11 protein-coding genes and 1 pseudogene are annotated in these 12,486 nt (G+C 62.6%); 6 read left to right on the forward strand and 6 right to left on the reverse strand.

The features are described from left to right. The first annotated feature begins 337 nt into the window (after positions 1–337). From V3H56_RS09375 to V3H56_RS09400, 6 genes are read left to right on the forward strand one after another with little or no spacing between them, the layout of a single operon-like run. Positions 338–1,432 carry an ABC transporter ATP-binding protein gene (locus tag V3H56_RS09375; RefSeq protein WP_042728290.1) on the forward strand — a complete coding sequence of 365 codons (1,095 nt, stop codon included), beginning with the start codon at positions 338–340 and terminating at the stop codon, positions 1,430–1,432. Further along, positions 1,432–2,541: an ABC transporter ATP-binding protein gene (locus tag V3H56_RS09380; protein ID WP_338474513.1), complete on the forward strand. Its 1,110-nt coding sequence runs from the start codon at positions 1,432–1,434 to the stop codon at positions 2,539–2,541. The genes V3H56_RS09375 and V3H56_RS09380 overlap by 1 nt, the downstream gene beginning before the upstream one ends. Continuing rightward, positions 2,538–3,404 (forward strand): sugar ABC transporter permease, encoded by an 867-nt coding sequence (locus V3H56_RS09385; RefSeq protein WP_042728292.1) that lies wholly within the window; start codon positions 2,538–2,540, stop codon positions 3,402–3,404. Before V3H56_RS09380 ends, V3H56_RS09385 begins: the two co-directional genes overlap by 4 nt. Positions 3,405–3,414: 10 nt before the next feature. Then, positions 3,415–4,215, forward strand: coding sequence for a carbohydrate ABC transporter permease (locus tag V3H56_RS09390; RefSeq protein ID WP_042728293.1), 801 nt, complete (start codon positions 3,415–3,417; stop codon positions 4,213–4,215). A gap of 10 nt (positions 4,216–4,225) precedes the next feature. After that, positions 4,226–4,498 carry a DUF2160 domain-containing protein gene (locus tag V3H56_RS09395; RefSeq protein ID WP_042728294.1) on the forward strand — a complete coding sequence of 91 codons (273 nt, stop codon included), beginning with the start codon at positions 4,226–4,228 and terminating at the stop codon, positions 4,496–4,498. Positions 4,499–4,546: 48 nt separating this feature from the next. Next, positions 4,547–6,289, forward strand: a complete 1,743-nt coding sequence (locus tag V3H56_RS09400; protein WP_042728295.1) for an ABC transporter substrate-binding protein — start codon at positions 4,547–4,549, stop codon at positions 6,287–6,289. A gap of 302 nt (positions 6,290–6,591) precedes the next feature. Here the strand turns inward: V3H56_RS09400 and V3H56_RS09405 are convergent, their stop codons facing one another. The 6 genes and pseudogenes from V3H56_RS09405 to V3H56_RS09430 all read right to left on the reverse strand — a co-directional run bounded on the left by V3H56_RS09405 (position 6,592) and on the right by V3H56_RS09430 (position 12,455). Next, the gene (locus tag V3H56_RS09405; protein ID WP_338474514.1) at positions 6,592–7,533 is read right to left on the reverse strand and encodes an alpha/beta hydrolase; all 942 of its coding nucleotides are present in this window, start codon (positions 7,531–7,533) and stop codon (positions 6,592–6,594) included. 89 nt (positions 7,534–7,622) lie between these two features. Further along, positions 7,623–7,775, reverse strand: a pseudogene (locus V3H56_RS09410) (transcriptional regulator); the annotation flags it as partial. A 163-nt stretch (positions 7,776–7,938) separates the two neighbouring features. Continuing rightward, positions 7,939–8,733, reverse strand: coding sequence for a ChbG/HpnK family deacetylase (locus V3H56_RS09415; RefSeq protein WP_042728297.1), 795 nt, complete (start codon positions 8,731–8,733; stop codon positions 7,939–7,941). Next, complete coding sequence (locus V3H56_RS09420) at positions 8,705–9,874, reverse strand: GNAT family N-acetyltransferase (protein WP_212803593.1); 1,170 nt, start codon at positions 9,872–9,874, stop codon at positions 8,705–8,707. Before V3H56_RS09420 ends, V3H56_RS09415 begins: the two co-directional genes overlap by 29 nt. Continuing rightward, the gene (locus V3H56_RS09425; protein WP_047737317.1) at positions 9,874–10,563 is read right to left on the reverse strand and encodes a hypothetical protein; all 690 of its coding nucleotides are present in this window, start codon (positions 10,561–10,563) and stop codon (positions 9,874–9,876) included. Before V3H56_RS09425 ends, V3H56_RS09420 begins: the two co-directional genes overlap by 1 nt. After that, positions 10,560–12,455, reverse strand: coding sequence for a hypothetical protein (locus V3H56_RS09430; RefSeq protein WP_338474779.1), 1,896 nt, complete (start codon positions 12,453–12,455; stop codon positions 10,560–10,562). The genes V3H56_RS09425 and V3H56_RS09430 overlap by 4 nt, the downstream gene beginning before the upstream one ends. Positions 12,456–12,486 lie beyond the last annotated feature (31 nt).

Genomic DNA, 12,486 nt, shown 5'->3' on the forward strand with positions numbered 1-12,486 from the left:
CAGCACACAATCCTTGTGGGAGCGGGCTTGCCCGCGAAAGCGGTGGCTCAGCTATACACGTGTCGGCTGATACACCGCTTCACGGGCAAGCCCGCTCCCACAGGAGGATTGCGTCCGGACCCGCTAAGCATTCCAGCAGTGTTGTTCAAATTTGTTCATTGTCAAGGCTCGAACTGTTCAGTTGTTCAATCCGAGTTGTTCACTTTTGTTCATCAACGAACACGTAACTTTGAGAAATCCCAGGTAGACGCAGCTAGATCAATGGCTTGCATTTTCTGGCACGGCTTTCGCTTTGAAGCTCGGGTCGCTTGACTCCAAATAATAAAAAGGCCGAGCCATGTCATTAAAGCTTGAGCACATCTGTCGCACCGTCGAAGGCCAGACCTGGATCGACGATGCCAATCTGAGTTTCGAACCCGGATCCTTCAACGTCCTGCTGGGCCGCACGCTGTCCGGCAAGACCAGCCTCATGCGCTTGATGGCCGGGTTGGACAAGCCCGACAGCGGACGCGTGCTGATGAACGGCGTCGACGTCACGAACAAGCCCGTGCGGCTGCGTAACGTGTCGATGGTCTATCAGCAGTTCATCAATTACCCGACCATGACCGTCTTCGAAAACATCGCCTCGCCGCTGCGCCAGGCGGGTGTGTCCGACGAGGTGATCCAGGACAAGGTGCTGCAAACCGCCAGGATGTTGCGCATCGAGAAGTTCCTCAAGCGCCATCCGCTGGAGCTGTCCGGCGGCCAGCAGCAGCGCACCGCCATGGCCCGGGCGTTGGTCAAGGACGCCGAGCTGATTCTGTTCGACGAGCCGCTGGTGAACCTCGACTACAAGCTGCGCGAGGAACTTCGCCAGGAAATGCGTGAGTTGTTCCAGGCCCGCCACACCATCGCCGTCTACGCCACCACCGAGCCCAACGAGGCCTTGGCCCTGGGCGGTACCACCACGATCCTGCACGAAGGCCGGGTCATCCAGAGCGGCAAATCGTCCTCGGTGTACCACCAGCCGCAAACCGTGCTGGCCGCCGAGCTGTTTTCCGAGCCGCCGATCAACCTCATGCCGGGCCGCATCGCGGGCAACGAGGTGAGTTTCGCCAATTTCGTGCACTTCCCGCTGAACGTCGACCTGCGGCCGGTGGGCGAGGGTGAGTTCCGTTTCGGCGTGCGCCCCAGCCATATTTCCCTGGTGCCAAGCAACGACGACGACCTCGAGCTGGCGGTGACCGTGGAGGTGGCCGAGATCAGTGGTTCGGAAACGTTCCTGCATGTGCGCAACGAGCATTTCCTGCTGGTGCTGCACTTGCCCGGCGTCCATGAATACGACGTGGATGCGCCGATCCGCATCTACATCCCGACCCATAAACTGTTTGTCTTCGATGCCCAGGGCAAGTTGGTCCAGGCGCCGGGCCAGCGCATCGCGAGGGTTGCCTGATGGCTGAAATTCGTTTGCAGAACCTCGCCCACAGCTACACCAGCACCCCGGCGAGCCCCGAAGACTATGCGATCCGCGAGATGAACCACATCTGGGAGCAGGGCGGCGCCTATGCCTTGCTCGGGCCTTCGGGCTGTGGCAAATCCACCTTGCTCAACATCATTTCCGGCCTGCTCAGCCCGTCCGAGGGACAGGTGCTGTTCGACGGCAAGGCCGTCAACGAGCTGAGCCCGGAGCGGCGCAACATTGCCCAGGTGTTCCAGTTCCCGGTGGTGTACGACACCATGACAGTGTTCGACAACCTGGCGTTCCCGCTGCGCAACCAGGGGCTGGCCGAGGCGCGGGTCCACACCAAGGTGCAGGAAATAGCCGAAGTCCTCGACCTGCAGAACCTGCTGGACAAGAAGGCGCGCAACCTTACCGCCGATGAAAAGCAGAAGGTCTCCATGGGCCGCGGGCTGGTGCGCGACGACGTGTCAGCGATCCTCTTCGACGAACCGCTGACGGTGATCGACCCACACCTGAAATGGAAGCTGCGGCGCAAGCTCAAGCAGATCCACGAGCAGTTCAACATCACCATGGTCTACGTCACCCACGACCAGTTGGAGGCCTCCACCTTCGCCGACAAGATCGCCGTGATGTATGGCGGCCAGATCGTCCAGTTCGGCACGCCCCGGGACTTGTTCGAGCGTCCGAGCCACACCTTCGTCGGCTATTTCATCGGCAGCCCGGGGATGAACCTCATCGAGGTCACGGCGCAACCCGGAGGCGTCGGTTTTGCCTCGACCCACCTGCCTTTGTCGAGCCCCCTGCAACAGCGCGTGGCCGAGGCCCAGGGCAAGCGCCTGAAGGTCGGCATCCGGCCAGAGTTCGTCCATGTCTGGGACGGCCCCTACGACGACGCGATGCGCGCGCAAGTCGTCCACGTCGAAGACCTGGGCACTTACAAGATCCTGACCCTCAACCTCGATGGCGCGCCTTTGAAAGTGCGCCTGGCCGAAGACAAGCCTGTGCCGGAAGGCACCGCGTACATCAGCTTTCCGGCCCAATGGTTGATGGTCTATGCCGATGAATACCTGCTGGAACCGTTGAGCGAGGTGCAGCCATGAACAAGGTGCAGAACAACAAAGCCTGGTGGCTGGTGCTGCCGGTGTTCCTGCTGGTGGCGTTCAGCGCCGTGATCCCGATGATGACGGTGGTCAACTACTCGGTGCAGGACATCTTCGACCAGTCCAGCCGCTACTTCGTCGGTGCCGACTGGTACAAGCAGGTGCTGCTCGATCCGCGCCTGCACGACTCGTTGCTGCGCCAGTTCATCTACTCGGCGTGCGTGCTGCTGATCGAGATCCCGCTGGGCATCGCCATCGCCCTGACCATGCCGACCAAGGGCAAGTGGTCGTCCCTGGTGCTGATCATCCTGGCGATTCCGCTGCTGATTCCGTGGAACGTGGTGGGCACCATCTGGCAGATATTCGGCCGCGCCGACATCGGCCTGCTGGGTTCGAGCCTCAACGCCCTGGGCATCAACTACAACTATGCGGCCAACACCATGGACGCCTGGGTCACCGTGCTGGTGATGGACGTCTGGCACTGGACGTCTCTGGTGGCCTTGCTCTGCTACTCGGGGCTGCGGGCGATTCCCGACGTGTATTACCAGGCGGCGCGGATCGACCGGGCCTCTAACTGGGCAGTGTTTCGGCACATCCAGTTGCCGAAGATGAAGAGCGTGCTGTTGATCGCGGTGATGCTGCGTTTCATGGACAGCTTCATGATCTACACCGAGCCGTTCGTGCTCACCGGCGGCGGGCCGGGCAATGCCACCACGTTCCTGAGCCAGACCCTGACGCAGATGGCCATCGGCCAATTCGACCTGGGCCCGGCGGCGGCGTTTTCCCTGGTGTACTTCCTGATCATTCTGTTGGTGTCGTGGCTGTTCTATACCGCCATGACGCACTCCGACGCCAACCGTTGAGGCCCGCACGATGAGCAAGAAAAAGCTGGTTCCATTGCTGATCTACATCCTGTTCCTGCTGGTGCCCATCTACTGGCTGCTGAACATGTCGTTCAAGAGCAACACCGAGATCCTCGGCAGCCTGACCCTGTGGCCCCAGGACTTCACTTTCCACAACTACAAGGTGATCTTCACCGACCCGAGCTGGTACACCGGTTACCTGAACTCGCTGTACTACGTGAGCCTGAACACGGTGATTTCCCTGGCCGTGGCGCTGCCGGCGGCCTATGCGTTCTCGCGCTACCGGTTCCTGGGGGACAAGCACCTGTTCTTCTGGCTGCTCACCAACCGCATGGCGCCGCCGGCGGTGTTCCTGCTGCCGTTTTTCCAGCTGTATTCGTCCATCGGGCTGTTCGACACCCACATCGCCGTGGCCCTGGCCCACTGCCTGTTCAACGTGCCGCTGGCGGTGTGGATCCTCGAAGGCTTCATGTCCGGGGTGCCGAAAGAAATTGACGAGACCGCCTACATTGACGGCTACAGTTTCCCCAAGTTCTTCGCCAAGATCTTCATCCCGTTGATCGGCTCCGGCATCGGTGTGACGGCGTTCTTCTGCTTCATGTTTTCCTGGGTCGAATTGTTGCTGGCCCGCACGCTCACCTCGGTCAATGCCAAGCCGATCGCCGCGGTCATGACCCGCACCGTGTCGGCGTCCGGCATCGATTGGGGCGTGCTGGCGGCGGCGGGGGTGTTGACCATCCTGCCGGGCATGCTGGTGATCTGGTTCGTTCGCAACCACGTGGCCAAGGGCTTTGCCCTGGGCCGGGTCTGAGGAGTCGATGATGGAATGGATGAACTGGACCGTCCCGACGGCGGCGTTTTTTGGGGTCATCGCCTTGTTCCTGATCGGCATGACCACTTGGGAGTTGCGTTCGCCGAGCATCCCTCGGCGTGGTTTCCTGCCGATTACCACGACCCGTGGCGATCGGTTGTTTATCGGTCTTCTCGGTAGCGCCTACCTGCATCTGCTGGTCATCGGCGCCACCGACTGGAGCATCTGGACAGCGTTCGCGTTGTCTTGGGTGTGGCTGTTGGCAGTGATGCGGTGGGGCTAGTCGCGCGTATTTGACGATCAGGCTCTCAAATCCAAACAGGAGGTCTCTATGTTCAATAAAAACAATAAGCTGCGACATAGCGTTTCATTGGCAGCCGCACTGGCACTCAGCGGCTTGAGCGCTGTGGCCTGGGCTGACGCCTATGAAGACGCCGCTAAAAAATGGATCGGCAGTGAATTCAAACCGTCAACCTTGACAGCCGAGCAGCAGCTCGAAGAGCTCAAGTGGTTCATCAAGGCCGCCGAGCCGTTTCGTGGCATGAAGATCAACGTGGTGTCGGAAACCCTCACCACCCACGAATACGAGTCCAAGGTACTGGCCAAGGCCTTCACCGAAATCACCGGGATCCAGTTGACCCACGACCTGCTGCAAGAAGGCGACGTGGTGGAAAAGATGCAGACGGTGATGCAGTCGGACAAAAATATCTATGACGGGTGGGTCAACGATTCGGACCTCATTGGTACGCACTTTCGCTACGGCAAGACTGAATCGATCACCGACCTGATGGCCAACGAAGGCAAGAACTTCACTTCGCCGACCCTGGACCTCAAGGACTTCATCGGCACCTCGTTCACCACTGCGCCGGACGGCAAGCTGTATCAACTGCCCGACCAGCAGTTCGCCAACCTCTACTGGTTCCGCGCCGACTGGTTCGAGCGTGCGGACCTGAAGGCCAAGTTCAAGGAGAAGTACGGCTACGAGTTGGGCGTACCGGTGAACTGGTCGGCTTATGAAGACATCGCCAAGTTCTTCAGCGAAGACGTCAAGGAAATCGACGGCAAGCGCGTCTACGGCCACATGGACTACGGCAAGAAAGACCCGTCCCTGGGCTGGCGCTTCACCGATGCCTGGTTCTCCATGGCCGGCGGCGGCGACAAGGGCCTGCCCAATGGCTTGCCAGTGGACGAGTGGGGCATTCGCGTCGAGGACTGCCATCCGGTCGGCTCCAGCGTCACCCGTGGTGGCGATACCAACGGCCCGGCGGCGGTGTTCGCCACCACCAAATACGTCGACTGGCTGAAGAAGTACGCGCCACCGGAAGCGGCGGGCATGACGTTCTCCGAGTCCGGCCCGGTGCCGTCCCAGGGCAACATCGCCCAGCAGATCTTCTGGTACACCGCCTTCACCGCCGACATGACCAAGCCGGGCCTGCCGGTGGTCAACGCCGACGGCACGCCGAAATGGCGCATGGCACCTTCGCCGCGTGGTCCGTACTGGGAAGAGGGCATGAAGCTGGGTTATCAGGACGTGGGGTCCTGGACCTTCATGAAGTCCACGCCTGAGAAGCAGAAATTGGCGGCCTGGCTGTACGCGCAGTTCGTGACGTCGAAAACCGTGTCGCTGAAGAAGACCATCGTTGGCCTGACGCCGATTCGTGAGTCGGACATCAACTCGCAGGCGATGACCGACCTGGCGCCCAAGCTCGGTGGCCTGGTGGAGTTCTACCGCAGCCCGGCCCGCGTGCAATGGACCCCGACCGGGACCAACGTGCCGGACTATCCGCGCCTCGCGCAACTGTGGTGGAGCCACATCGCCGAAGCGGCCAGCGGCGAGAAGACCCCGCAACAGGCGCTCGACGGCTTGGCCAAGGACCAGGACGCGATCATGACGCGCCTGGAACGCTCCAAGGCCCAGGCGACCTGCGCCCCGAAAATGAACCCGGAGCGCGATGCGCAGTACTGGTTCGATCAACCGGGGGCACCGAAGCCGAAGCTGGCGAACGAGAAGCCTAAAGGTGAGACCGTGAGCTACAGCGAACTGCTGAAGTCGTGGGAAGCGGCCCGCAAGTAAAGCGTCTGACAGTGAAAGACAAACGGCACCGAAAGGTGCCGTTTTTTTTCGTCCAGCCCCCTGGTTGATTGGGGTGGATTTGAGCCTTGCGGCTGGCGCGAGCCTTGTGGGAGCGGGCTTGCCCGCGAAGGCGTCAGCCCATCCAGCCTCTCAGCAAACAGACCCACCGCCTTCGCGAGCAAGCTCGCTCCCACAGGGGGTTGGTGGTGTTTGCAGGTGCTTGATTCACTGCACTCATCTGTGGGAGCGAGCTTGCTCGCGAAGGCGGCCTGCCCGTCGACCCATCCCTTGGGCGGATCGGCTCAGCCGGCCTTGGCGGCGTTCACCTGGGGCGCTCCGGCCACGGGGGAAGGGCGAGGTTTGAGCAAGGCGTCCAGTGCCTGGCGATACTGCCGGCCGGCCAGGCTCATGCTGTTGTTGTGGGTGGCACCCGGCACCAGCAGCAGGCGCTTGGGCTCCTGGGCGGCGTTGAACAGCTGTTCGCTGAAGCGTGGCGGTACGTAGCGGTCGGCGGCGCCATGGACCACCAGCAAGGGCATGTTGATCTCGTGGATCTTGTCGATGGAATCGAATTTCTGCGACAGCAACCAGCGTACCGGCAGCGACGTGTCGGCCATGGCCGTGGCGACATCGCCCAGGGACGTGAAGGTGGATTCGATGACCAACCCCCGGGCCGCTACGACGCTGCCGTCTTTCGCCGCTTTCTGGCCCAGTTCCGCTGCCAGGTCCACCGCGACGGCACCGCCCAGGGAGTGGCCATAGATCAGCCGCAGCGCCGGGTCGGGTTGCAGCGTTTCCAGGCGTGCCCAGGCGATCCGGGCGTCTTCGTAGACACTGGCTTCCGAGGGCAGGTCGCCATGGCTTTTGCCAAATCCCCGGTAGTCGATCGCCAGCACCGCAAAGCCCAGGTCCCTCAATTGCTGGATGCGAAACAACTGCCCGGTCAGGTTCCAGCGCACACCGTGCAGGTACAGGATCGCCGGCGCATTCTTGCGCTCGGCCGGCCACCACCAGCCGTGGATATTCTCCCCGGCCTTGAAGTGTTTTGGCTTGAGGTCGAACTCCTGCACGCTGCTCGGCAAACCGCTGAACCAACTGGCCGTGCCGGGCTCGATCCTGAACACCAGCTCGCGCTCCTTGTGCTGCAACACCGCGCAGCCCACCGGCAGCCCGACCACCATCGCCGCCATGCACAGCATCGCCAGCCAGCGCCGACCAGGACGAGGAAGAAAAAAAGAACGCATCGAAGGGTTTCACTACTCAAGACGGAAAGATGCCTTTTAACAGATTCGCCCGAAGGATGGCGTGATTTCAGACGGCTGCGGGCTTGCGCTCATGCGGTCGTCGGATTCTGCGTGGGAGTGGGGCGTGCACATAAATCGACACCCATTGCGTGGACGACCTTGAGTACGGTATCAAAGCGCGGCTTCGCCCCCGGAGCGAAGGCCTTATAGAGACTTTCACGGCCCATACCGGAGTCTTTGGCTTCGCCTCACTCGAAAACTCGACCCCCTAAAACATTGAGGACGATGCCATGATGACTCAGGCCTCCAGAGACCAGGTCCGGACGAATGGAACAGGCGGGCGCGGCGGCGACGGATGCCAGTGGCGAACCGGTTGGGGGCAGCGTGATGTCCATTATCCGCCGGTCAGTGCACGTCCCCATACTCAGCCAACCTCAGAGGCTGCCGCTTGCTGCCGTAGGGCACTTTGGGCACGCCCGCCAGGCGCTTGTGCAGCACCTGGGTCAGTGATTCGCCGGGTGCCAGGCTGGCGTCGCCGAAGTCGCCGTCCAGGTCCTGCGGGTGGACGATCACTTCGAGTGAGCCATGCTCCGGCGGTGCTGCGTGGTCCAGGTCGGCCGGGGTGCAGACGTAGTCGGCCGTCGCGCCGCTGAGGCTGCGCATGCGTCGGTTGAGTAGGGTCTTGAAGATGCGTTTGGGCACGTTCAGGTTTGCCCCCAGGTTGCGCGCCAAGCGGATGGGCACGCCATGGCGCTCGGCGAAACGGGCCACCAGCTCGCCGATGGGCCAGATGTTGTGCACGTGTTGGTGGGAGTCGAGGTGGCTGGGGTGCAGGCCGTGGTCCAGGCAATGTTGCCATTGCGCCTCAAGTTCGTCTTGCACCGCCGCGAGGTCTTTTGAACCCAGGCGCAGGCAGTAGCGCGACACGTTGAGGTCGAATTCGCCGTTGGGGGCACAGAACGCGGGTCGCGAGGTGATTGCCTGGCTCAGCGGCGCACCGTGGCTGAGGTTGAAATGCAAGCCGATACGTCCGTTGAGCAGGGGTTGACGGGCCAGCTCGCAAGCCTGTTCGAACCCTGGCATGTTGGCCATGGCGGTGGCGGAGCTGATCACGCCGGCCTCGAAGGCTCGCAGGATGAGTGCGTTTTCACTGAGGCAGAGCCCGAAATCGTCAGCGTTGACGATCACTTGTTGAGGCATTCACGTTCTCCTGGCGCTTGGAAGTGGGGGGCAAAGGTGTTGCGGCGGCCGGGCGCTTGCGTAGCCATGGCTTGAGACTCTTCCATAGTCGCAAGGCGAACCCCAGGACCAGCCCGCCGGGTTGCCATGAATAAAAACTCCAACGCCAGTGTTCCAATTGTCCGGTCATGCGTTCATGCAGTTGATGGCTGGAGTTTTCCAGGCTGACCCGGGACGCATCGACCCAGCGCCAGTTGTCCTCCAGCCCCCAGCGGATCCATTCCTCCAGCAGTACCCGGCCGCTGCCCAGGTCGGCATGCTCCGGCAGGAACGCCAGGTTGTAGTCGTACAGTCGGCCCTGTTCCAGCAGGCCCAGTCGGTAGCTGATGCAGCGTCCTTCCAGCTCCAGCACCACCACGCGCACCAGGCCTTGGGCGGCGAGGGCGGTGAAGGCGTGTTTCATCCATTGCCGGCGCACCGGGTCGGAGAAAATGCCGACGCCTTCTTCACCTTTCCAACTGGCCGACTCGACCTCGGCAAGTTCCTGCAGCAGCAGGCCCATGCTGATGGCATCGGGGGTCAGTCGACGGATCTGTGCGCCGCATGCGGCGATACGCTTGCGTGCCTTACGTAACTTATAGCGTGGATCGCCGGAAATTTCCTGATGGTCACTGTCGCTGATCAGATGCACCGGGACCCGGCAGCTCAACCGTCGCTCCCCGGTGGAGCTCAATGCCATCCAGGCACTCAGCGCGCTTTGCTCGCCAACGGCCTCGACCACTTCATTCAATTGCAGCAACGCGTGGGGCAGTTGTTGCCGGATCTGCATCAACGCCTGGCCCATGCTGTCAGCGTCGACGCGCACCAGCAGGGCGATGCGGTCCGCCAGCGGATAACCCAGGTGACGCAGCACCCGGAACCGCAGCCCGCCGATGCGCTCGCGCGCGCTGACCAGGGGCAGGCACAGGCTCAGCGCCTGGTCTTGCCAGCCCAGCAGCACGTGCAGGTCCTGACCGGGTTGCAGCGCCAGTTCCGCCGCTTGCAGCCAGGCCAGGTTATTGAACGGCGTGTAGTCGGCCACCCGGGTGCGCAGCTGCTCATAAGCCGTTGCCGGGAAGTCCGTGGCGAGCAGTGAGCGTCGCCATTCGAAGCGGATTGCCATCAGGCCGCCGCCGCCGTGGGGGCGGGCTGGGCCGGTTTGCGAAAGGTATCCAGCACCGAGCCGGTGTAGAACGTATCGCGGAAGAAGCGCCAACGCCCGAACAGGCAATACACGTGAGTGATCTGGCCGCGCTCCTTGAAGTCCATGCGGATGTGCATCTTGATCGCCGGGATGTTCTGCAAGTCGCAGACATCGACCATCTTGGTGCAGCCTTTTTCCGCCATGATCCTCCACATGTCCTGCTGGACGTCCGCCGACATCTGGGTTCCCCAGTAAGCGCGGGTCATCTCCCCACCGAACTGGAAATACTCGCCCGGCTTGATCGGGAACAGGCAGCGATAGAAATGCCGATCGAAATAATCTCGGGTACTGCCCCAGGCAAACCCCACGGCGTCGCCCTGGCCATCCAGGTACATCAAGCCGGTGTAGCCTTCGGCCGCCAGTTCGCGCATGGTTTCGACGCGGTCGCCGAAGTACTTGGCAAACGCGTCGGCATTGCTGACCGTGATGAATTCCCGGCGCGCCGGCGGGTAGGGCTTGAGGTTATGGGGCGGTAGCGGGACTCGCACGTCGTGTTCCAGCCACACCAGTTGCGAGTGGAAAAACACGAAGTGCCGGATCACCTGTTTGAACACGGCGCGCAGGCCTTTCTTCTGGATGCGATCACGCAGTTTCTGCAGTACGTTCATGGTGCCTCCTGACGGGTGGCGGGTTGAGGAATGGAAGAGGTGGTCCAGCCCAGGGCAAACAGGGTTTGGCCTGGCAATAGAAAATGGATTTGCCCGGCTTCGCAGGTGAATGAGGCGCTGCGGCTGCGGTTGTCCGGGCCGAAATACACCAGGGTTGCCTGCGCCTGTGGACAGAGCCCGGCGTCGATATCGACCTGTTGCGCCCGGGTGCTTTTGTTCACGCCCAGCAGGCCGCGCTGCATGCCGGTGGCCATGGCCAGTGCGTCGACTTCGAAGGCGTCGTTGTCCAGGCGTAACACCTGGTCGAACCAGTGCTGCTGGATGAACTGCTGGGCCAGGCCCACCGGCTTGAGCTCGAAGCGATCGTTGTCCAGGACCCTCACCATGCCCTTGGGATACTCCGGCTCGTCGGCGGCCTGGAACCAGTTGAGCATGTCGAGCAGGCCATCGGCGGAGGCGTTGATCACCACCGAGGTCCACCACAGGGCGGCGTAGTGGGTTTCCTGGTCGTAGGGGCTCAGGCTCGAGCCGCTGGACATATTGGTCTGGTCCAGCAGCAGCGCCTTGCGTGGCCGGCCCGTGGCGTCCAGGCCCACCAGCCTGGCGGCGCGCCGCACACTGCTGCGATACACCCGTGTCGCCAACAGGTCGCGAATCATCCATTCATGCCAGGCCAGGGCGTCGACCTGGTCGCCGTACTGGGCCAGCAGGCGCCGGGCCCAGTCGATGCCGCGTTTGTCGGCGGCGTTTTCGGCCAGCGGACCGTTGGTGAACCGGGAGCTGGCCGGGATCGCGATGCGCACCCCCGCGCGGACGTTGGCGGGCAGGGCGCGGACCTCATTGGCCATGCTCTCGAACACCGCCTGATAACTGGCGAAGTCGGGGTAGTTGAGGTTCGGCTCATCGGCGAAACCTAAGTAATGCACGCCTTTGCCGCCCAGGGCGCGGGTGGACTTGAGCCAGGCTTGCAGGCCGCTGTTGCTGGTCCGATCGGCCACAAGGTCGGCCTTGCGTCCGCTGCCGGCGAGCAGGGTAATGTCCTGGTTGATGCCGAAGCGATTCTGGTACAGGCGCCGGAACCGATCCTCGTGGTCGGGCTTGGCGGCGGTCACGTCGACCATGCTGTAGTAACTGGCCGCCTGGGGCTTGAGTGCATCGATGACCGCGTAGGCGGCGGGCGGCGGCATGACGTAAGGCAGCGAAATCCCCAGTTTCGGCGTGTTGCCCAGCACCTCGGGGTAGACCTTCAACTGCACGTGCCCCGGGGCTTCGCGAAGCGGCTGCAGTTGCGCCGGGGCTTGGGCGAACAGGTTGGCAGTGCCGTCCAGCCAGAACGCCGCCTTGCCGTTGCCCAGCAAGTGCAGGCGCCAGACCTGCTCGACGTCGGCGACCGGCAGGGCCACTTGGTCGAACTGCCAATAGGCGGGGTAGGGCTTGAGGTTCAGTTGCAGTTGTTTGCCGTCGGCCACGCGCCGGGCTTGCAGGCCGCGCACGCCACCGTGGAACTTGCCCGCCAGCACGGCACGCTCGCCCGCGGCGACCTTGAAGTACAGTTCGTCGCCGTCATGGGCTTCGGCGCTGAAGTGCACCTTGGCCGGGGCGAACAGCGCCTGGGTGCGTGCATCGTGTTCAAGGGTATAGCGACGGAAACTGTAGCCGGGTATTTCCAGCCGATAGCTGGCGGGGCCGGGCAGCAAGGGCCATTGCTGCTCGCCGCGTTCCTGCTCGGCCTTGATGAGGCGTTCACCCACCAGGCGGCCCTGGCCATTGAGCAGGTAGATATGCTCGGCATTGGCGTTGGCTTGCCAGGCCGGCACCCAGCGCACGGTCACGGTGTCTGGTCGATCGGTCTGCAAGTACAGGCTGCCGTCGCGAATGCCGGTCCAGGCCATGGACGCGCCATGGGCCGTGAGCGCCAGCGCC

Source organism: Pseudomonas sp. MS646 (genome assembly GCF_036693845.1).
GTDB lineage: Bacteria > Pseudomonadota > Gammaproteobacteria > Pseudomonadales > Pseudomonadaceae > Aquipseudomonas > Aquipseudomonas chlororaphis_E.

Bases quoted from the DNA above. Each gene is read 5' to 3' on its own strand.
- V3H56_RS09380 (WP_338474513.1), top strand. From the start codon at position 1,432: ATGGCTGAAATTCGTTTGCAGAACCTCGCCCACAGCTACACCAGCACC.
- V3H56_RS09385 (WP_042728292.1), top strand. From the start codon at position 2,538: ATGAACAAGGTGCAGAACAACAAAGCCTGGTGGCTGGTGCTGCCGGTG.
- V3H56_RS09405 (WP_338474514.1), bottom strand. From the start codon at position 7,533: ATGCGTTCTTTTTTTCTTCCTCGTCCTGGTCGGCGCTGGCTGGCGATG.
- V3H56_RS09420 (WP_212803593.1), bottom strand. From the start codon at position 9,874: ATGGCAATCCGCTTCGAATGGCGACGCTCACTGCTCGCCACGGACTTC.
- V3H56_RS09375 (WP_042728290.1), top strand. From the start codon at position 338: ATGTCATTAAAGCTTGAGCACATCTGTCGCACCGTCGAAGGCCAGACC.
- V3H56_RS09415 (WP_042728297.1), bottom strand. From the start codon at position 8,733: ATGCCTCAACAAGTGATCGTCAACGCTGACGATTTCGGGCTCTGCCTC.
- V3H56_RS09390 (WP_042728293.1), top strand. From the start codon at position 3,415: ATGAGCAAGAAAAAGCTGGTTCCATTGCTGATCTACATCCTGTTCCTG.
- V3H56_RS09400 (WP_042728295.1), top strand. From the start codon at position 4,547: ATGTTCAATAAAAACAATAAGCTGCGACATAGCGTTTCATTGGCAGCC.
- V3H56_RS09395 (WP_042728294.1), top strand. From the start codon at position 4,226: ATGGAATGGATGAACTGGACCGTCCCGACGGCGGCGTTTTTTGGGGTC.
- V3H56_RS09430 (WP_338474779.1), bottom strand. From the start codon at position 12,455: ATGGCCTGGACCGGCATTCGCGACGGCAGCCTGTACTTGCAGACCGAT.
- V3H56_RS09425 (WP_047737317.1), bottom strand. From the start codon at position 10,563: ATGAACGTACTGCAGAAACTGCGTGATCGCATCCAGAAGAAAGGCCTG.